This window comes from Colwellia demingiae (assembly GCF_007954275.1).
GTDB lineage: Bacteria > Pseudomonadota > Gammaproteobacteria > Enterobacterales > Alteromonadaceae > Colwellia > Colwellia demingiae.
Window position 1 is genome coordinate 128182 of record NZ_VOLT01000009.1, and the last position, 19392, is coordinate 147573.

At 35.4% G+C, this 19392-nt stretch carries 16 protein-coding genes, 1 tRNA gene and 1 pseudogene; 13 read left to right on the plus strand and 5 right to left on the minus strand.

Features of this window, described 5'->3' with window-relative positions; all coding sequences use genetic code 11:
* The first annotated feature begins 616 nt into the window (after window positions 1–616).
* The 13 genes from ESZ36_RS16675 to ESZ36_RS16735 all read left to right on the plus strand — a co-directional run bounded on the left by ESZ36_RS16675 (window position 617) and on the right by ESZ36_RS16735 (window position 15731).
* Window positions 617–2719 (plus strand): type I restriction-modification system subunit M, encoded by a 2103-nt coding sequence (locus ESZ36_RS16675; protein WP_146789950.1) that lies wholly within the window; start codon window positions 617–619, stop codon window positions 2717–2719.
* A complete protein-coding gene (locus ESZ36_RS16680) occupies window positions 2719–4098 on the plus strand; it encodes a restriction endonuclease subunit S (protein WP_146789952.1) in 1380 nt (459 codons plus the stop codon). Before ESZ36_RS16675 ends, ESZ36_RS16680 begins: the two co-directional genes overlap by 1 nt.
* Window positions 4098–4496 carry a hypothetical protein gene (locus ESZ36_RS16685; RefSeq protein WP_146789954.1) on the plus strand — a complete coding sequence of 133 codons (399 nt, stop codon included), beginning with the start codon at window positions 4098–4100 and terminating at the stop codon, window positions 4494–4496. Before ESZ36_RS16680 ends, ESZ36_RS16685 begins: the two co-directional genes overlap by 1 nt.
* Window positions 4496–5140: a hypothetical protein gene (locus tag ESZ36_RS16690; protein WP_146789956.1), complete on the plus strand. Its 645-nt coding sequence runs from the start codon at window positions 4496–4498 to the stop codon at window positions 5138–5140. The genes ESZ36_RS16685 and ESZ36_RS16690 overlap by 1 nt, the downstream gene beginning before the upstream one ends.
* On the plus strand, window positions 5140–8346 hold the full coding sequence (locus ESZ36_RS16695; protein ID WP_146789958.1) for a type I restriction endonuclease subunit R: 3207 nt from the start codon (window positions 5140–5142) through the stop codon (window positions 8344–8346). Before ESZ36_RS16690 ends, ESZ36_RS16695 begins: the two co-directional genes overlap by 1 nt.
* Before the next feature lie 22 nt (window positions 8347–8368).
* On the plus strand, window positions 8369–9772 hold the full coding sequence (locus ESZ36_RS16700; RefSeq protein WP_146789960.1) for a tetratricopeptide repeat protein: 1404 nt from the start codon (window positions 8369–8371) through the stop codon (window positions 9770–9772).
* 59 nt (window positions 9773–9831) lie between these two features.
* A complete protein-coding gene (locus ESZ36_RS16705; protein WP_146789962.1) occupies window positions 9832–10482 on the plus strand; it encodes a hypothetical protein in 651 nt (216 codons plus the stop codon).
* 97 nt (window positions 10483–10579) lie between these two features.
* Window positions 10580–11776, plus strand: coding sequence for a hypothetical protein (locus ESZ36_RS16710; RefSeq protein WP_146789964.1), 1197 nt, complete (start codon window positions 10580–10582; stop codon window positions 11774–11776).
* A complete protein-coding gene (locus tag ESZ36_RS16715; protein ID WP_146789966.1) occupies window positions 11767–12579 on the plus strand; it encodes a hypothetical protein in 813 nt (270 codons plus the stop codon). The genes ESZ36_RS16710 and ESZ36_RS16715 overlap by 10 nt, the downstream gene beginning before the upstream one ends.
* Window positions 12580–12780: 201 nt before the next feature.
* Window positions 12781–12984 (plus strand): AlpA family transcriptional regulator, encoded by a 204-nt coding sequence (locus ESZ36_RS16720; RefSeq protein WP_146789968.1) that lies wholly within the window; start codon window positions 12781–12783, stop codon window positions 12982–12984.
* A 3-nt stretch (window positions 12985–12987) separates the two neighbouring features.
* The gene (locus ESZ36_RS16725) at window positions 12988–13419 is read left to right on the plus strand and encodes a helix-turn-helix domain-containing protein (protein WP_146789970.1); all 432 of its coding nucleotides are present in this window, start codon (window positions 12988–12990) and stop codon (window positions 13417–13419) included.
* A 47-nt stretch (window positions 13420–13466) separates the two neighbouring features.
* Window positions 13467–14561, plus strand: coding sequence for a tyrosine-type recombinase/integrase (locus tag ESZ36_RS16730; protein WP_146789972.1), 1095 nt, complete (start codon window positions 13467–13469; stop codon window positions 14559–14561).
* 126 nt (window positions 14562–14687) lie between these two features.
* Complete coding sequence (locus tag ESZ36_RS16735; protein WP_146789974.1) at window positions 14688–15731, plus strand: hypothetical protein; 1044 nt, start codon at window positions 14688–14690, stop codon at window positions 15729–15731.
* Window positions 15732–15736: 5 nt separating this feature from the next.
* Here ESZ36_RS16735 and ESZ36_RS23215 read toward each other — a convergent pair.
* From ESZ36_RS23215 to ESZ36_RS16755, 5 genes and pseudogenes are all read right to left on the minus strand, one after another.
* Window positions 15737–15862: pseudogene (locus ESZ36_RS23215) on the minus strand (hypothetical protein); the annotation flags it as partial.
* A 50-nt stretch (window positions 15863–15912) separates the two neighbouring features.
* Window positions 15913–17154 (minus strand): integrase domain-containing protein, encoded by a 1242-nt coding sequence (locus ESZ36_RS16740; protein WP_146789976.1) that lies wholly within the window; start codon window positions 17152–17154, stop codon window positions 15913–15915.
* Between the two features lie 166 nt (window positions 17155–17320).
* A tRNA-Val gene (locus ESZ36_RS16745) sits at window positions 17321–17397 on the minus strand.
* Between the two features lie 171 nt (window positions 17398–17568).
* On the minus strand, window positions 17569–18942 hold the full coding sequence (locus tag ESZ36_RS16750) for an MATE family efflux transporter (RefSeq protein ID WP_146790091.1): 1374 nt from the start codon (window positions 18940–18942) through the stop codon (window positions 17569–17571).
* Between the two features lie 165 nt (window positions 18943–19107).
* A complete protein-coding gene (locus tag ESZ36_RS16755) occupies window positions 19108–19314 on the minus strand; it encodes a CPXCG motif-containing cysteine-rich protein (RefSeq protein ID WP_011043707.1) in 207 nt (68 codons plus the stop codon).
* Window positions 19315–19392: the final 78 nt, after the last annotated feature.

A 19392-nucleotide genomic window follows, 5' to 3' on the forward strand; every position in this document is an offset into this window, starting at 1 on the left:
CGTTAAATTCGTGAAGTAATTTAAAACAAATCGCAATTTTTAATCGGAGAAAGTTAAATTCCCCGTAGATTTGAAGAACGGGCATAAAATAGTTTAGGACATAAAAAACCCGTAAAGCCTTTGGTTATGGGCTTTACGGGTTTTTAATGGTTCTTAATGAACCGGTATTTGGTGCCGCTACGGGCTTCTACTCTAAAGGTTAACTTGTTGATGTTTAAATGTTTTGTTTGTTTCTGTTTTTGTCGGTACTACTTGTGGTACTACTAAAAGCTGAAGTCACTCTCTTTTTCGATGAATCGTAGCTGTTTTATAATGTTTACAAAATGGCTAATTACACGTTAAAACTCAAGAATATATTACCTCATTTAACTACCTTGCCAAGAAAATTATAGCTTAATCGAATATCAATTCGCTGGCGTACTGAGTATATTTAAAAACCAACTAGTAGTTAAAAAGTTACTTTAAACAGTTTAAAGATGTACTAAGGCATTTAATTACTTTAATAAATAGACGCTTGTGTTAAATTACCATTAAGTCCAATTTATTCAATCCTGCTTTTGATTTCAAGCCTTTATCATTAGTGTTATCGATAGCAGGAAGCTTTTAAGGTAATCTAATGTCAGACAATTTCTCTTCTACAGCCGCATTTCTATGGTCGGTTGCCGACCTTCTTCGTGGTGATTTTAAGCAAAGCCAATACGGTCGCATTATCTTACCTTTTACCCTATTAAGACGCTTAGAGTGTGTACTTGAAGATACCAAACCTAGCGTACTTAGCATGTACGAAACAGTTAAAGAAAAAGATGAAAAAGCTCAAGACAAATTACTTACCCATTCAGCCAAGTTAAGTTTTTATAACACAAGCAAAATGGATTTAAACAAGCTTGGTGAAACAGGTGTTGCACAAAACCTTGAAAGCTATGTGCAATCATTCAGCCCTAATGCCCGTGAAATATTCGAACATTTTGATTTCTTCAATACAATCGACAAACTTGAAGAAGCTGATTTACTTTATAAAGTAGCTAAACGCTTTGCAACTACCGATCTTCATCCTGAAGCAGTTGATAATCACAACATGGGTTTAGTGTTTGAAGAATTAATCAGACGCTTTGCTGAAAGCTCTAACGAAACCGCAGGGGAACACTTCACCCCACGTGATATTGTGCGTTTAACCACGTCACTAGTCTTTTGTAATGATGATGACCTACTAACTCAATCAGGCTTAGTTCGCAGTATTTATGATCCAACGGCTGGTACGGGTGGCTTCTTATCATCAGGCATGGAATACGTGCATGAGCTTAACGATAAGGCGGCATTATCGGCATTTGGGCAAGAGTTAAACCCTGAGTCATACGCTATCTGTAAAGCCGATATGCTGATTAAAGGGCAAAAGGTTGATAACATTAAATTGGGTAATACCTTATCTGACGATCAACTTACCACAGCTAAATTTGATTACATGTTATCTAACCCACCATTCGGGGTTGATTGGAAAAAAGTACAAAAGAAAATTAATGACGAGAATAAAGAAAAAGGCTTTGAAGGTCGTTTTGGTGCTGGTTTACCAAGGGTTTCTGACGGTTCGTTATTATTCTTAATGCACCTGATTAGCAAGATGCGTCCTGTAGGTGGTAACAGTGATACAGGCTCTTCACTTACAAATACAGGTTCACGTATTGGTATTATCTTAAATGGCTCACCTTTATTCACAGGGGGTGCAGGTTCAGGTGAAAGTGAGATAAGACGTTACGTGCTTGAAAATGATTTACTTGAGGCAATAATCGCCTTACCTACCGATATGTTCTACAACACTGGCATCTCTACTTATGTTTGGATCTTATCAAATAATAAACCAGCACAACGTAAAGGTAAAGTTCAGCTAATCAATGCCTCAAAAGAACGAGCTAAAAAAGGTGGGCGTGGTCGAAGTGGTGGCGGTGAGGTTGAAGGTAATGATGAAAACGTATTCTACCAAGCTATGCGTAAGTCATTGGGTAGTAAACGTAAAGAACTTACAGAAAAAAGCATTGAAACCATAGTTAAAACATACGGACAATTTATTGAAAACGACTTTAGCAAAATATTTGATTATCAAGACTTTGGTTACAGACGCATCACCGTTGAACGTCCGTTAAAACTTGCGTTTGACGTAACTAAAGATAAATTCGAACTTTATTGCCAAGACTATATTGAAAAAGCACAGAAGAAAAATCCAGACGTAACAATAGAACTTTCTCAACCTGCTGGATACTCAACATTACAAAGTTTGACTGGTAAACAGAAAATATATAGCCGTACTGATTTATTTAAACGCTTTGCTGAAGATAAAAGCGAAAAGCTATCAGCAGCAGAGCAAAAAAATATCTGTAAGTTTTTTGGAGAGCAAGATGAAAACGCTGAAACCTGTATATTTGAATCAGGTAAAAACAAAGGTCAACCTGAGCCAAACCCTGATTTACGTGATAATGAAAATGTACCATTAAAAGAATTAGTAACAGACTACTTTAAACGTGAAGTATTACCACATGTACCTGATGCGTGGATAGATGAAAGTAAAACTGATGAAAAAGATGGTGAAATAGGAATTGTTGGTTACGAATTACCTTTTAATCGCCAGTTTTATGTATACCAACCACCAAGAGCATTAGAAGCCATTGATGCAGATTTAGATACAGTATCAACCGATATTATGAAGTTACTGCAAGAGGTGCATTCATAATGACAGGACGTTATCAAGCTTATCCAGAGTATAAAAAATCGGGTGTTAATTGGTTGGAATCAATACCAGTTCATTGGGAAGTAAGGCCTTTAAAATATCTATCATCATGTAATGATGAAGTGATAAATGAAAAGACTGCTCCAGATCATGAGGTTGAATATGTTGATATTGGATCAGTATCAGCAGTTGATGGGATTTCTAAAACTGAAAAAATGGTCTTTGGAAGCGCACCTTCAAGAGCAAGACGGAAAGTAAAAGATGGTGATGTCATTGTTTCGACCGTAAGAACATATTTGGAAGCAATAGCACCAATAACAAATCCTCCTGAAAACATGCTCGTCTCTACAGGCTTTGCAGTTATTCGACCTAACAGTAATTTTGATAAAGGGTTCGCATCTTATTGCTTGAGAGCTAGAGGTTTTATCGAAGAGGTTGTGACAAGGTCGGTTGGTGTAAGTTATCCAGCAATTAACTCTACAGATTTAATTAATATTAAGACTCCACTTATTCCTATAAATGAACAACAAAAAATTGCCAACTTCCTCGACCATGAAACTGCAAAAACTGACACTTTAATTGCCAAGCAAGAAAAGTTAATTGAGCTATTAAAAGAAAAAAGACAAGCTGTTATTTCTCATGCCGTCACACGTGGCCTCAACCCCGATATCCCAATGAAAGACTCAGGCGTTGAATGGCTAGGTGAAGTCCCTAAACATTGGGGAATTGGTGCGTTGAAGCACATTGTTAAACAGAAAAGAAACTCAATGGTTGATGGACCTTTTGGATCAAGTGTGAACACGACTGAAGATTATGTTGATGAAGGTATACCAGTTGTTAGAACAGTAAACATTACAAATAAAGGATTTAATAAAGAAAATTTAATGTTTATGAGGGAGGCTAAATTTCGTGACCTTGATAGACACGCTGTATATCCGAATGATGTTCTCTTTTCTAAAGTAGGCACAATTGGTAATGCGTGCTTGCTTCCGATTGATGTACCTGAAGCGATCCTTTCCACTACAGGTAGTTGTAAAATAACGGTAGAAGAGCACGACTACATTCCGTCTTTTCTAGTGTGGGTAATTCAATCTATGAATCAGCAGCTTATGTTGATAGCAAATTCAAATGTTCAACCATTCTTGAATATGTCGAATATTAAGAACCTTACTATACCAATGCCTCCCGTGAGAGAACAAAAAGAAATTATAGAAACAACTATTACTAAATTAGAAATAATGGATGAAGCCATAATCAAATCAGGCAGTTTAAGGTCTGTATTAAAGGAACGCAAAACAGCTCTTATTTCTGCCGCTGTCACTGGCAAAATAGATGTAAGGGATTGGCAAGCTCGAATTATTAAGGAAGAAGAGGTGGCATAATGGACTTGATACCAATTGCTAACTTATTTGTTAGTGCAATATCTTCAATAGCGACTGTAGTACAAGCTCACAGTGGTCAAAATGTGAAATCGGCAGATATTACTAAAGCACAGCAGCGCATTGACGACCCTTTGAAGCGAGGTGGCTCAAAAGTAGCCTCCGTTATAGATAATAAACTGTTAGAAGCGTTAGCAAAAAAAGCACATAAAGAAGCCCAAGAACTAATTCACAATATTAATAATCAAGACGATGTTGATATTATTCAAAACCATATATCGGAAGCTAATTCACGTGTTTGTTTTTATTTAAATAAAATTAAGAATCATAACGAAAATGAATTACCGACAGAACGGCTAAAAAAATTATGGTTATCTCATATTTGTGAAGATTGTAACTAATGAAAGTAGCTCTATTTGCAAAATATGGTCAAAAAGAGCATTTGTTCAACCTGCTCAATAAAGGTGAACTTTATCTTCAACCATTTTCAAATTATCGAAAAATTGAAGATGATGGTGTTAGAGGTGATCCAAACGAAGGGGTTGCGGAGCACAGAACAATTCCAAATGGCAGTAAGCTCTCAATCAAAATTGATGGTGAATACCAAGAAGTTGCTGAAATAACTTCGGGTGCAATGAGGACTTTTGGTAGTAATTTTGAAAAATTTTCAATCTACTGCTTATATGCTGTTACGGAAAATTGGTCGTTAGAGTCATTACCAGACGAAATTAAAAAATTTGGAGACCATGTAGCAGTAATTCACAATCCTAAAATTTTTGTTGAGCGAATTAAAAAAGTTATTTCAGAGTTAAATGGAGACTGCTTTAGGCAATTAGTTGAGTATAAGAGTGGTGACGAATTTGAAGGTTTTATTGGTCCATTCGTCAAACATAATGATTTCCAGTGGCAAAGCGAATTTAGGATTTGTATCAATACTGATTTGCTAACTGATAATAAAATAAATATTGGCGATCTTTCTGACATTATTAGCATATATGAAGCGAAAGATTTTGATATTCAAAAAGAACAGAAGGAATTGGCGTAATGACAAACACTCAGGAAGTTATTTTCCAAAACGATATTTTAGACCAAATGCAGTCACATGGCTGGTTATTAGGTGAGTCTAAAAATTATAATAAAGAATTAGCGTTGTACCCTGAAGATTTAATTGCTTTTGTTCAAAATACACAAGCCGACCAATGGAAAAAGCAATTAGGCATACACCCAAAAAACCCCGAAGAAGCATTATTAAAAACAGTGGTTCGTGATTTATCAGCCAGTAACAAAGGTACGTTATGGGTATTACGCAACTTAATTAAAGATCGTGGTGCTAAATTTAGTTTATGTACCTTTAAACCTGATCATAGTTTAAATCCTGATGCCATTGAACGTTATAACCAAAATATATTACGTGTTGTTCCTGAGCTGGTTTATTCGCCTAATAACTATGAAGGCAGAATAGATTTAACTTTGTTTGTTAATGGTATTCCTGTTGTTACTTTAGAATTAAAGTCTGAATTTAAACAAGCATTAGACAACGCTAAAATTCAGTATATGAAGGATCGCCAACCTAAAGATCCTAAAACTAAAAAGCCCGAACCTCTATTAACATTTAAGCGTGGCGCATTAGTGCATTTTGCTGTTAGCCAATACAACGTAGCAATGACTACACGTTTAGCTGGTAAAAGAACTTTTTTTTTACCTTTTGACCAAGGCACAAGCGAAGGTGGTGAAGGTAATGATGTATCTGATATAGGATATCCAACAGCCTATTTATGGAATGAAATTTTCGAGAAAGATAATTTATTACTAATTTTAGGTCGTTATATTCATCTGCAAGTTGAAGAAAAAGAACAACTTGATGGTGCTATTGTTAAAAAAGAAACGCTGATATTTCCACGTTACCATCAGTGGTCTGCTGTATCGACATTATTAAATACTGTCGAAAAAGAAGGTACTGGCGAAAAGTATTTAATTCAACATAGTGCTGGTTCAGGTAAATCAAATTCAATTGCTTGGTTATCGCATCAATTAGCATCATTGCATTACTACTCAAACCATAAAGAATTAAAGAAAAGTGTTGGTGATAAAGTATTTGATTCAGTGATTGTTATTACCGACAGAACCGTACTTGATAGTCAGTTACAAGACACAATTTATCAGTTTGACCATAACGAAGGCATGATAGCTCGTGTTAACCGTGAGGAAGCTCAAGGCAGTAAATCAAGCCAATTAGCTGGCGAATTAAAAGCTAGTACCTCAATTATCATCGTTACTATTCAAACCTTTCCACACGTTTTAGAAGCTATCCGTAAAGATTCAACCCTTGTTGGTAGAAGCTTTGCTGTTATTGCTGATGAAGCTCATTCTAGTCAAACAGGAACAACAGCACGTAAATTACGTGAAGTGTTGATGTCTGAAAAATTGGGTGATGATGAAGAGTTAGATTCTGAAGATATTTTACGTTTAAGTTTAGAAGCCAGAAAAGGCTCTAAAAACATTAGTTACTTTGCTTTTACCGCCACACCTAAAGGTAAAACGCTAGAATTATTTGGTCGTTGTCCTGATCCTGAATCACCAGCAAGTGATGAAAATAAACCAGAAGCCTTTCATGTTTATTCAATGCGCCAAGCTATTGAAGAAGGTTTTATATTAGATGTATTACAAAACTACACCAGTTATCGCGTAGCGTACCAATTAGCGCATCAAAATCCTGATAGTGACCACGAAGTAGATAGTAAAAAAGCAGCATCTAAAATGGCTAAATGGGTACGATTACACCCACATAATATTGCCCAAAAAGTTGAAACCATTATTGAGCACTTCAATAGTAAGGTTAAACACTTATTAGGTGGTGAAGCTAAAGCCATGGTGGTTACATCAAGCAGATTAGAAGCAGTAAGGTATAAATTAGCTTTTGAAAAATATGTTGCCAACAAAGGCTATGAAAACGTAAATGCAATGGTGGCATTTTCAGGTGAAGTTAATGACCCTGACTTTCCTGATATCGCTTTTACTGAAAAAAGTATGAACCCAAATTTACGTGGCAGAGATATGCGTAAAGCCTTTGATACAACTGACTATCAGATAATGCTGGCTGCGAACAAGTTTCAAACAGGTTTTGATCAGCCCAAATTAGTCGCTATGTATGTTGATAAACCGTTAAGAGGTGTTGAATGTATTCAAACACTTTCGAGGTTAAACCGTACTTATAAAGGAAAAGATAAAACCTTTGTATTGGATTTTGTTAACGAACCTGAAGAAGTCTTAGAAGAGTTTAAAGTTTATTTTCAAACTGCTGAGTTAGCTGGCGTGTCTGATCCTAATCTTGTATTTGAAATAATGGATAAACTTAATGCTGTTGGCATTTACCAATGGGTTGAAGTTGAAAACTTTGTTGAAGCTTATAACAACAAACGGACTAAACAAGAGAAGTTAGCCAATATTTGTAAACCTGCTGTTGAGCGTTTTTCTGTTCGATATAAAGAAGCTACTCATGTGATGGATATTGCCAGAGTAGAATTAGAAAAAGCGAAAGCTGAAAACAACGATAAGAAAATTAAATTTGCTGAAAATAGCGTTAAAAATGCTAAAGAAGCGCGAGATATTATAGAAGTATTTAAAAAAGATTTAATTTCATTTTGTCGCTATTACGAGTTTAGTTCTCAGATTGTCGATTTTGATGATTTTGATTTAGAAAAACTCAGTATCTTTGCTAAACATTTACACCCGTTATTACGCTTTGATGTACTGCAAGACGATATTGACTTGTCTGATGTGGCAATGACCCATTACCGCTTACATGAACAACGTGAAGCTGATTTACAACTCGGTTATAAAGTGGGTGAAGAACCTAAACCGTATTTAGCACCAACTAAAGAGAGCAGTGGGGCAACACCGAAGGATGCTGAAACCGAATTATTAAACGAAATAATTAGCCGTATGAATGATTTGTTTGTTGAAGACGGGTTAACTGAAGGCGATATGATCAATTATGCCAATACTATTGCTGGCAAAGTTGCGGAAAATGAAACAGTGATGGATCAACTTCGCAACAACACCAAAGAACAAGCCATGCTAGGCGCATTCCCTGAGTCCATTAATGATGCTGTTATACAAAGCATGGGCGTACATGAAAACATGGCAATGAAGGTGTTATCAAACGAAGCCGTAGCTAAAGGCTTTGCTGAATTGATGTTTGATGTGTTGATGAAGGGATTGGGTAAAGATGGTTCAACACCGCAGCCATAGATTTATAAAGGAAAAGTATTAGATGAATGAAATCAAAACGGACTTAGATTTAGCGGATCAGTTTTCTAGTAGTATTTTTGATGATTATCAAACAGCACTAGAGTTTTTAACTGACAACCCTGATTATTCATTATTAAAATTTAGAAAAATAACAGAAGAGTTATGTGTTCTAATTGCAGAGAAAATGGCATTAGAGTTTTCATCTAATAAATTGAATGACAGAATTAATACTCTGGATGATTCACAAATAATAAACCGAAATACAAAAAACTTATTTCATGATCTTAGAATTCTTTGTAATGATGGCGTACATAATAATAAAAAAACTGAACTAGACAATGATGCTACTTTTATTCAAGAGACTAAGAATAAATGTTTAGAAAAAGCAAATACGGCTAGAAAATACATCATTGAATTATTTGAAGATACCTATCTGTTGCTAAAGCTTGGAAAAAGTATTTCAAAAATTAGTTACGTTGATTGTAGTGATTATGGCTTCAAGAAAATAATCTTTGATGCTGCAATAAGTTCTTCATATCTTTCTAAGCTTAAAGCTGGAATTGCCTATGAAACAATCGCTAAACAAGCAACTATTGGCATGCCGTTAGTTGTAGATAATACCTTTAAGTTACACCATGACGGGTTATTAAAGTTAGCCGCTAATCATTATGAGTCAGCTTATAAGTTAAGTTTTAAAGAGTCCAACTATCATTCAGACGCTAAACAATTATACCAACACTGTGATGCTGAATCGTTATTTCGCAGCGCAAAAATAGCAGCGAGTGGTCTAGTAAACGGAGTTACTGAGGAAGAAGCTTTTCAATACATTAAGATTGCTGCGGATAGAGGTTATAACGAAGCTGTAGCTTTTTACGGAGCTTATCTATTTGATGAAAAACGATATGAAGAGTCTAAAGAATATTTACAGCAAGCCCTTAAAGTCGATTCAGCATTAGCGAATCGCTATTTGTTTTATATTCATTCAGAAATAGAGTTTGATAATAAATTAGCATTAGAGCATTTAGAAAAAGCCATTGAATTAGGTTGTGCCGACTCAATTGGTGAACTCGGTATTTTGTACCATAAAGGATTTATCGTAGAAAAAAATAACGATAAATCTGAGGTTCTATTACTTGATGGTATAAGTAAAGGTAGCTATGTGGCAAAGCGATACCACCTTATAGAATTTGAAGATTTAGTTGGTCAAATGCAGAAAGGCATGCAAGACTTTCTTGACCAATTTGATAAACAATCAGAACAAATCCAAAAAGAAATTGAAGAATCAAAACCAAAGCCTTTAAGAGTGATAAAAGTTGGCAGGAATGATCCGTGTTCTTGCGGTTCAAATAAAAAATATAAAAAATGTTGTGGGAAGAACGAATCTCCAACCCCAATTACAACTAAAAATTCAAGCATATTCGGCTAATGAAAATTCAAAGGTGAAATACAGTTACCAATAAATTAATGGCAATAGAATAATTACCCATGACAGATCTTATAAAGAAAGCAAAAACAGGCTACAAAATTATTAAATTTATTAAAAATTCTGCATTTCGTTTTGCAGCATTTATTTGTGGTTATGTGGCTGCAAGCTTTTATACCTTAGAATCTTTTCAATTAATAATAGCCAAAGCCAATCAGATTGAAGGGGTTGATAAAGTATTTAATGTTCAAGATATAATTATTGGAAAATTGACTAGTGTATTAGCAATATTCTTTTTTATTACTTCAGGAGCAATGTACTATTTTTGGAAGAATCAGGGTGAAATTGACTCTATCAATATAGTACTTAAAAAAATTAGATTTATATTAAAAATACCATCAAGTTTTTTATACATGTGTTGGTTTTTTATATCTGGATTTTCTTTATATGCTTATTTAAATAGCGGACAAGTTGGAGTTGGAATTTTTACCGTTGGAACTATACTGTTTGCAATACCAGCTCTAATGTTTTCATATTGGTTGAAGGATGATTTCTTTAAACCGATTGAAAAAGATTGGCAAAAATTCTTATACCCTTGGGTTATAGTAATTTTTACCATAGCAACTGGAACCTGTTTTTTATACAGCCCAATAGACTTCTTTTTAGACCTACCTGACTGGTATAACTTTATTCACTTACATTTTGTCAAATAATATATAGCTACCAATAAAGGCTATTAATGTTTCAGTTGTATATTATTTGAACTTTGTTAGTGTGTGTATATGACGCTAGCAAAGATAAAAATTAAAAATGTCTACTCCATATTCGCCTAAACAATTTTTTCGTAAAATATCTAATGCCTTCTTAATTAAATATTTTGAACATAAAAACATTGAATTTGGTATTGATTTACATGCTGTAGATGAAAATGACGTAAATACTATTTTTAAGTACTTTTTAGAGCTTAGTGATGATGTTAGGGACAATGTGGTTGCTGATTTTTATAGTATTAATTCGCTGGCGTCTGAAGGAGGTATTATTGCGTTAATTGATGAGGCGAAAGAATATGGCAATATTGAATTTGTTGAAGTTATTACCGATGTACTTGGCTTACATAATAAATCAATGTGGGCATTCTTAAATAACCCTGAATACTGGCAGGGTGCTTCTTTATATTTTCAAGCCGATAATATTACACCTACGGCATGGCGTAAAATTAAAAACTTACCTAAAGCCAAGTTAGCATTAATAAAACTAGATATAGATTTATTATCTAAGGCTATCAGTGACCACTTCCACTTTGAGGAAGGTCGAGGTAGACATTGTAAGATTGAGAACTATAAGCGAGGTGATTTGGAATACTTTTGTGCATTTCCTGAAGACTTTGCAAAATCAACGGTAGAGTGGGTAGAACATAAGTTAATAGATTTACCTCACACAATGGCCTTTGAAATAATAATGGTTTATTGCGAAAAAAATGGGACTTTAGATATTCATGCTAAAAATAATACTAAGTCTATTCCTGTTTTACAAAAATTATTTGCTGAATACATTTTAAAAGCACCACTACCTGAACATGGGTTAGTAGAAAAACAAGTTTATAACCTTGATGTACTAACTGAGCAAGATTTTGAATTTAAAATCCCCAAAGAAGGCGGGATATACTCAGTTGCACTAATTGAAGCTAGGTCTAGCCATAAAGCTATACCAAGTAGCTATATAACAATAGGTGAGTGTACTACACGTAATAAAAATGCAATTCATGAGCAGTTGCATCAACTTAATCTAATCCTTGTAGATCGGTTTATCAGCCAAGTCACGTTAAAAGTGTCTTTTTATCCAACAATGTCAAAAAAGACACGGAATAAACTTATTAAAATTACCCACCCTGATAAGTGTCGGCTTGGATACTGCGGTGATGATCTAGTTATTCGAAAAATGCTTATTGCTTCTGACATTGAGCCTCATGTGATAGACGAAGAGCAGCTTGAATTCAAATGCATGTAGAGCAAGTTTTAGCGTTAATCATTAATAATTTATCTGCCAACAAGCATAAAATTATGTTCAGTTGGTCGGCTATTCAATTGTGGCATCAATCGGCATTTGATATTTTACTTTCGAACAAAGTAATTATTCCTAAAGCTACTGCATCAGCTATACAGTGCCATGGTTGCGAATACCGTTGTAATGTTGATGTTGTGCGACACGAATACCCCAATAACACCCGATATTATGCAGTCTGTGAACATCCTGTAATGCATGAGCAAATGGGCAGGTTGATAGTACCTACTGAACAGCTGAAGCAATGGGAAGTGAGCATCAAGCAATTAGCTATTATTATTTCTGATCTATTAAATCTGTCTGATACCGTTAGCTACAAACGAGATCAAAAAAGCATTACATTAGGCACATTAAAAAGTAAGTTGCTAGGGCGTAAAAGTGTTGTGTTAAATGTAGAGCCATTATCATTGATTGTTAATCAACGTGAGTTACCTATTAACGAACTTCTATACTTTGAAAATAATAAGATAGCGTTAGATAAAGAACAAATTGACCATGCTTTAAACCTTAAGCAATCATCTCCCGTTAAAGCCTATCGCCCTAATACTGATAAAAATGAACAGAGCAAAGCAAACACTCAAGCTATGTATCAAGATTGGCAAGACGAATACGAAAAGTTAAAACGTAAAAATCCTAATAAAGCTAATCAACCTAAGAAAACTAAAGGTTGGTACGCTTATCAAATATCAAAAATGCCAATTGCACAGGGTGGTGGAGTTGCAAATATCACCAGAGTTTTAAAAAACTAAAAAAACTTAGGGGGAAATATTTCCCCTACTGAAACCTGCTATGTATAAGGCCTTGGAGGATATTTAAAGAATAACCAATAAAAACCAAAGTAGTTAACTTACTGTTATACATTGTTTTATATTTTTTATGTTCGTGTTTTATCCCCTAAATCCCCGACTTAATCTCTAGTTGAATTTATTAATCAACTAAGAGAATCCATCATGGCTCATAAAATGTTACGCCTACCTAGTGTTATTGAACTAACTGGTCTATCGCGCAGTAGTATCTATTTACGTATGAAAAACAACGTATTCCCTCAATCTATTTCTTTAGGTGATAGAGCTATTGCATGGCTTGAAAGTGACATTGAACAGTGGATAGAAGAAAAAGTGTCGTTAGCCAAATCTGATCAAGTTAAGGGGTAATGTATGGCTAAACGTTATAACCCTAATAAATGTAAAATAAACCGAAATTATACTGTCAGTGATATTGCCAAGTTGTACGGAGTTCATAAGAACACGGTAAAAAATTGGATTAAAAGAGGCTTGAAAAAGATAGATAACCATCGACCTTACTTGATATTGGGCAGTGAATTAAGGGAGTTTTTAAAAGATCTTCGGACGATTAATAAACGTCCTTGTGAGTTTGGCGAAATTTACTGCTTTTGTTGTAATTCAGCTAGAGAGCCATTGCAGGAATCAATTGAATTTGAACCTTACAATTTAAGCCTGTTTGTCTTGAAAGGGAGGTGCAATATTTGCAATTCTTTGATGAACAAATACCAGAGGTTAGAGGATTTAGCACGATTACAACGATATTTTGCAGTGATATTACCGTTGCAACAAAAACGATTAAGTTAGTTGTTCAAACTCCCCCTAAACAGTACTTTTGATATGCAGGTGACACAATGAAAAATCATGATATTAATAACGAAAGAATTAAGCGTAAATATATAACTTTTATGAAGGAAGCAAAACGCCATAGTGAAGCATCAATAGATTGTATTTCCAAGGCTATAAAACGCTTTGAAGAATACACGAAATTTAAAGACTTTAAGGCTTTTCATTTTAACCAAGCGGTGGCTTTTAAAAATTCATTACTTAGTCAAAAAAGCCTTAAAACAGGTGAGAATTTAAGTAAGTCAACGATAAACGGAACATGCAATCATTTAAAAGTTTTCTTTCAATGGTTAGCACAGCAAACAGGTTATAAATCACGCTTCAATTATACCGATGCGGATTACTTTAACTTATCAGAAAAAGATACCCGTATTGCTGGCGCTAGACGTAAAAAGCCAATCCCTACATTAGAGCAAATAACTCATGTATTAGAGAAGATGCCGAGTCAAACTGATATTGAAAAACGGAATAGGGCAATAATGGCGTTTACCGTATTAACTGGGGCAAGAGATAGTGCAACAGCTTCATTTAAAGTTAAGCACGTTGATTTAGTTAATGGTGCGGTATTTCAAGATGCAAGGGAGGTGAAAACTAAATTCAGTAAAACCTTCACAACTTACTTTTTTCCTGTTGGTGAGTTACCACTACAAATATTAACGGAGTGGATAGAACATTTGAAGACAGAGTTATTGTTTAGCCATGATGATCCATTGTTTCCTAAAACTAAAGTCGCGAATACTAAAGGTAAAAAGTTCAGTGCTTGTGGTGTATTAAAAGAACATTGGTCTACAGCTAATCCAATACGCGATATATTTAAACGTTCTTTTAAAGCGGCAGGACTGCAATACTTTAACCCGCATAGCTTTAGAGATACTTTAGTTAGGAAAGGTGAGCAGTTATGCCAAAGCCCTGAAGAGTTTAAAGCATGGAGTCAAAACTTAGGGCATGCTGGCGTATTAACAACCTTATATAGCTATGGTGATGTACCTGATTACCTACAAGCAGAGTTGATTAAAAAGCTAAACCAACCAAGAGCAGAACAAAGCCAAGATATGCAGGCGGTAATTGAAGCTACGCTTAAAAAAATGATGGATAAAGATTAATGAATTGATTCAAATGCAAACTGATCGTTCCTGCTGTGATACTATTTTAGTCTTACAGACAGGAAAGTGCGTATTGAAGGCATTAGCCATAAAATATTTGCCCCTTAACCTAAATCGGACAATATAGTGATCACCAAAATATCGAGAAACCCTGAGAAATTTGATTCATTTGAACTCTATTCAAAATTGTGTGCAAAAAATGCCTTTGATATTAATGATGTAAATTCTGTAGACAAGGTTATTGAAAGTCTTAGAAGCGCGCTTAAGGAAAATCATAAAAATCTAAATCTTGTCTTTGGAAAACGTGTTGAATCGATGTTTGGTCTTGTTGCCGCTTCACTTGGTAAATGTAGTCTTATCAAGCAAGAAGATGGTGGTGAAGCGTACTGTAATGATGATATATCAATACCTGACTTTAGAATTGTCCTAAAAGAAAACAACTCATCATTTTTGGTAGAAGTTAAAAACTACCATCGAGAACCATTTAGTAATAAGTTCTCATTTACAAAACGATATTTTGAATCTGTTTTGAAATATTCAGAACTTGTCGGTTGCCCAGTAAAGTTTGCGATTTATTATTCTAAAATGAATCTATGGGTACTGTTAGATCCTGAAGCCTTTGAACCGCATGGTGGGAGGTATGTTGTCGACCTTCAAACGGCTATGATGCAAAATGAATTTATTACACTTGGTGACCAATGGATCTCAACTACTCCTCCAATTGAAATCTATATAATATCTGATCCGTCTAAACCTGCGACGTACGATGAAGATAGTGGTGAAACGAACTTTATAATTAAGAATGTTTTGTGTTATTGCGCAGGAAATCTTGTTGAAACCGATAAAGAGAAAGAGTTGCTAAACCTATTTGCTATGTATGGGAAATGGACTGAAACAGAGGCTTTACCTGTAGTTTCTCAAAATCGTCTCATTAGCATTAAATACAAATTCGAACCAGAGGAAGAGTATTCTGAAAATGGCTTTGACTCGATTGGTCAATTAACCTCAATGATCTCATCAGCTTATAAAATGGCTACTGAAGATAATGGCTCAGTTGTAGCTATAGAGACTGTAAGGGAAGCAAAATCTTTCTCTATTGTGATACCAGAAGACTATAGCAGTAAGTTGTTACCATTGTGGAGATTCAGGCTTCAACCAAACAAGGGCTAAGTTGTTCACGTGGGGGAAAATACAGTTTGCTCCGTTTTACATTTCAGCCAACGATTATGTTTGGGCGTTATCGATACAAAATCTAATTTTAAGCCGTGACTTGACGTTAACAATCTAATGTCTTTAATGTGGTATTTAGATCCTAAACAGTTTCATTTAAAAAGCGGTAGTACATATGAGATTACATCATATTAAGATGTTTGATATTACTCACTGTTGATGACTTACCTGTAGCTGCATCTTCAATATGCTGCGACCACCAGCACATTAATACACGTCTACGTTCAAGATATTCAGCACGATTATAAACGCGCCTTACTTCGTTTTTATCTACATGTGATAGAGCTGCTTCAATAACGTCAGGATCATGCCCTTGTTCATTTAATGTTGTACTGGCTAAAGCGCGTAAACCATGAGCCACTAACTTGTTTTTATACCCCATACGACCTAATGCTTTATTTGCTGATTCAACATTACAATGTTTATTATGATCAATGTAAGAAGGAAATAGGTACTTTCTATCTCCTGTCATCGGTTGTAAACGCGCCAATATTTCAATGGTTTGTGGTGTTAAAGGGACTTTATGCTCTAACCTCATTTTCATTCGTTCAGCGGGTATCGTCCAAAGCTGATTTTCAAAATCAATTTCAGACCATTGTGCTTTTGCACTTTCACTCGGGCGTGTCATGGTATGCAATTGCCACTCAAGTAAACATCGAGTGACTAGTTTAATGCTAGCGTAGCTTATATCAATCATTAGCTTACCAAGTTCATTTGGTCTAATGGTTGCCATATTAGTTACTTTAGGCGTTTGAAATGCGCTACGAATACCAGATAAAGGATTATGGTGTAATATCCCTGTATTAACCGCATGAGTCATTACATTGTTTAAATGACCGATGATCTTCCCTGTAGTTTCTAAATTACCTTTAGCGGCTAAGGGCTTCAATGCTTCAATAGCTTCAGGCGCTAATATTTTATCTATTGGCCTGTGGCCTAGTTTTGGGAATACGTGGTTTTCAAACTTACGCCATAAACTTTTAGCGGTATTTTCTGCAATGGTCGTCTTTTTAATAACAAACCAGTCAATAGCCACACTTTTAAACGTATTACTGGCGGAAAGTAGCTGTTCGCGGTGTTTATCGTCTTTGAATTCTTTGGGGTCAATGTCTTTGGCCAATAGCTCTCTTGCGGCTACACGTTTTTTTCTCGCTTCAGCTAGTGAAACTTCGGGGTATGTACCAAAGCCCATTGAGGTTCGTTTTTTAGTGATAGGTTTAAAGTAATCAAATAACCAAGACTTCGAGCCAGTCGGCTTAACTCTTAATTGCAAACCACCACCGTCTGCAAGCTTATAAAGCTTCTCTTTAGGTTTTGCTTGTTTTACTTCAGTGTTAGTAAGGGGGGTAACGCCTCTAGCCATTTTAGTAGTACCGCTTTGTTGTATTTTTAACTGGTACTACTAACAGTACTACTAAAAAGCGTGGATTTCAAAGAACCACATGAAATAGCTTTAGACATAAAAAAACCCGTAAAACCTTTGGTTATGGGCTTTACGGGTTATTTTAGTGGGTTATAAAACCCTAATTTGGTGCTCGCTACGGGACTCGAACCTGTGACACCTTGCATGTCATGCAAGTACTCTAACCAACTGAGCTAAGCGAGCAGACGTTGATAACTCAACGAGCGCTATGTTAGCTTTTGGTTAATCCTCTTGCAAGTAGTTTTGTTTAATTCATTTAAAAATTAGTATTGTTTGCTTGTTAAATCATCAAAGTGACTGAAAGTTATGCTAGTCAACAGTATTACCGGATGATACATGTGCTAAGTTGTCAGTCTAATCCATCTCAAATGTGTTATTTTTAATTCGCTGCTGAATTACTTTTAAACGCCAAGCGAGTAATATTGCTGCTGTGGTCAAACCAACAATAAAACCAATCCAAAAGCCATAAGGCCCCATTCTTGGTACAAACCAGTCAGTTATCCCTAATATTAAGCCTACAGATAAACCTACAAGCCAATAAGATACAAACGTTATATATAATATAGACTTAGTGTCTTTATAGCCGCGTAATGCTCCTGCTGAGACAACTTGAATGGTATCTGAAAATTGATAAATGGTAGCAAGTAACATTAAACTGGCGGCTAATTCAATAACGGGAGTTTCTGTACTGTAAATACCAGCAATTTGTGTTCTAAAAAGTACGGTTATTAGCGCCGTGAAACAAGCTAGGGCTAAGCCAAGCACAATTGAGTACATGGTGTAGTCTCTTGCTTGCTTGAAGTTTTTATTACCGACAGCAAAGCCGACTTTAATTGTAGTAGCCATGGCTATGCTTAATGGCACCATAAATACCAAGCCAGTAAAGTTTAGCGCTACTTGATGGCTAGCGACAACTTGAGCGCCAAAGGGCACTAAAATAATAGCAACAATTGCAAAAAGACTCACTTCAAAAAGCAGTGACAAAGCGATTGGTATACCTAAGCCAAGTATTGCTTTTATTTCAGCAAATACGGGCCAATAAAAGGCACTAAATAAATTTGCTTGTTTTAGTACCTTTGAATAAAAGCAATAAATAAGCATACTGATAAACATAGACCAGTAAACTAGCGCTGTAGCTACCCCACAACCGGCACCGCCTAGAGCAGGCATGCCAAATTTTCCATAGATGAAAATATAATTAGCGGGGATGTTGACCAGTAAACCAATGATACTAATCACCATCGTTGGTTTAGTGTACGAAAGACCTTCGGAATAATTTCTGAGTACAAGGTATAAACAAAATCCAGGAGCACCCCAAACAATAAAGCCTAAATAATCGAACATCAACTCTTCAAGATTGCTCTCTAAAGTGACGAGTGGTGACACTATAGGGGTGACTATGTAGTAGAGAAGTATCAGTGACAAACCTAACACTAAAGATATCCAAGCAGTTTGGTAGGTTTGTTCTACTATTTTTGTATAGTTTTTGGCACCGGCAAGCTGAGAAACAATAGCAGAAAGTGCCATTATTAACCCATAAATGGTCAATATAAGTGGTAACCAAATACTATTTGCCACAGCAACCGCGGCCAAATCAGTAGCGCTGACACGTCCTGCCATAACAATATCGACAAAACCCATTAAATTTTGAATTAATTGCGCGATTAAAATGGGGTAAGTGAGTTTTAATAAGCTTTTACTATGGGTGAAGAAGTCAGCTAAATTCATGTCATTGGTTACTTTAGTAAAGAAGAAGGGGAGCGATTTTCGGTATTGCCAAATTTCAAGCATCATAGATGAGATAGCTTGAGCAAACAAGGCAAAAAGTGTCTTATAAAGTAAAGTAATCCAGGTTTCTATTAGTACAGTTTACTGAGTCTTGAATGAGGGAGTCTAGAAGACTTGCTCGTCATCACTATCTACGGTTAATTGAATCTTTTTTCTATATTCATCAACATGCAAATTGTAGTGAATCTCCATGCAGCAAGAAGGGCACTCATCGTAATAATCTTGATCACCAGCAGAGGCATCTAGCGTCGCGTGCAAGTGATGACCACAGTGAGGGCAAGTAATGCGTTTTTCACTTAGTTTAATGGTCATATAGCCTCCGTAAGTAAGGGGTATTCGATTTCATATAATCGAGTTTATTCAGTATAACTATTTTTAATTAAATGACTA

Excerpts from the sequence above, each read along its gene's own strand:
- ESZ36_RS16725 (WP_146789970.1), top strand. The coding sequence starts at position 12,988 with ATGGCTAAACGTTATAACCCTAATAAATGTAAAATAAACCGAAATTAT.
- ESZ36_RS16705 (WP_146789962.1), top strand. The coding sequence starts at position 9,832 with ATGACAGATCTTATAAAGAAAGCAAAAACAGGCTACAAAATTATTAAA.
- ESZ36_RS16710 (WP_146789964.1), top strand. The coding sequence starts at position 10,580 with ATGTCTACTCCATATTCGCCTAAACAATTTTTTCGTAAAATATCTAAT.
- ESZ36_RS16695 (WP_146789958.1), top strand. The coding sequence starts at position 5,140 with ATGACAAACACTCAGGAAGTTATTTTCCAAAACGATATTTTAGACCAA.
- ESZ36_RS16740 (WP_146789976.1), bottom strand. The coding sequence starts at position 17,154 with ATGGCTAGAGGCGTTACCCCCCTTACTAACACTGAAGTAAAACAAGCA.
- ESZ36_RS16755 (WP_011043707.1), bottom strand. The coding sequence starts at position 19,314 with ATGACCATTAAACTAAGTGAAAAACGCATTACTTGCCCTCACTGTGGT.
- ESZ36_RS16715 (WP_146789966.1), top strand. The coding sequence starts at position 11,767 with ATGCATGTAGAGCAAGTTTTAGCGTTAATCATTAATAATTTATCTGCC.
- ESZ36_RS16685 (WP_146789954.1), top strand. The coding sequence starts at position 4,098 with ATGGACTTGATACCAATTGCTAACTTATTTGTTAGTGCAATATCTTCA.
- ESZ36_RS16690 (WP_146789956.1), top strand. The coding sequence starts at position 4,496 with ATGAAAGTAGCTCTATTTGCAAAATATGGTCAAAAAGAGCATTTGTTC.
- ESZ36_RS16675 (WP_146789950.1), top strand. The coding sequence starts at position 617 with ATGTCAGACAATTTCTCTTCTACAGCCGCATTTCTATGGTCGGTTGCC.
- ESZ36_RS16750 (WP_146790091.1), bottom strand. The coding sequence starts at position 18,942 with ATGAATTTAGCTGACTTCTTCACCCATAGTAAAAGCTTATTAAAACTC.
- ESZ36_RS16700 (WP_146789960.1), top strand. The coding sequence starts at position 8,369 with ATGAATGAAATCAAAACGGACTTAGATTTAGCGGATCAGTTTTCTAGT.
- ESZ36_RS16680 (WP_146789952.1), top strand. The coding sequence starts at position 2,719 with ATGACAGGACGTTATCAAGCTTATCCAGAGTATAAAAAATCGGGTGTT.
- ESZ36_RS16720 (WP_146789968.1), top strand. The coding sequence starts at position 12,781 with ATGGCTCATAAAATGTTACGCCTACCTAGTGTTATTGAACTAACTGGT.
- ESZ36_RS16730 (WP_146789972.1), top strand. The coding sequence starts at position 13,467 with ATGAAAAATCATGATATTAATAACGAAAGAATTAAGCGTAAATATATA.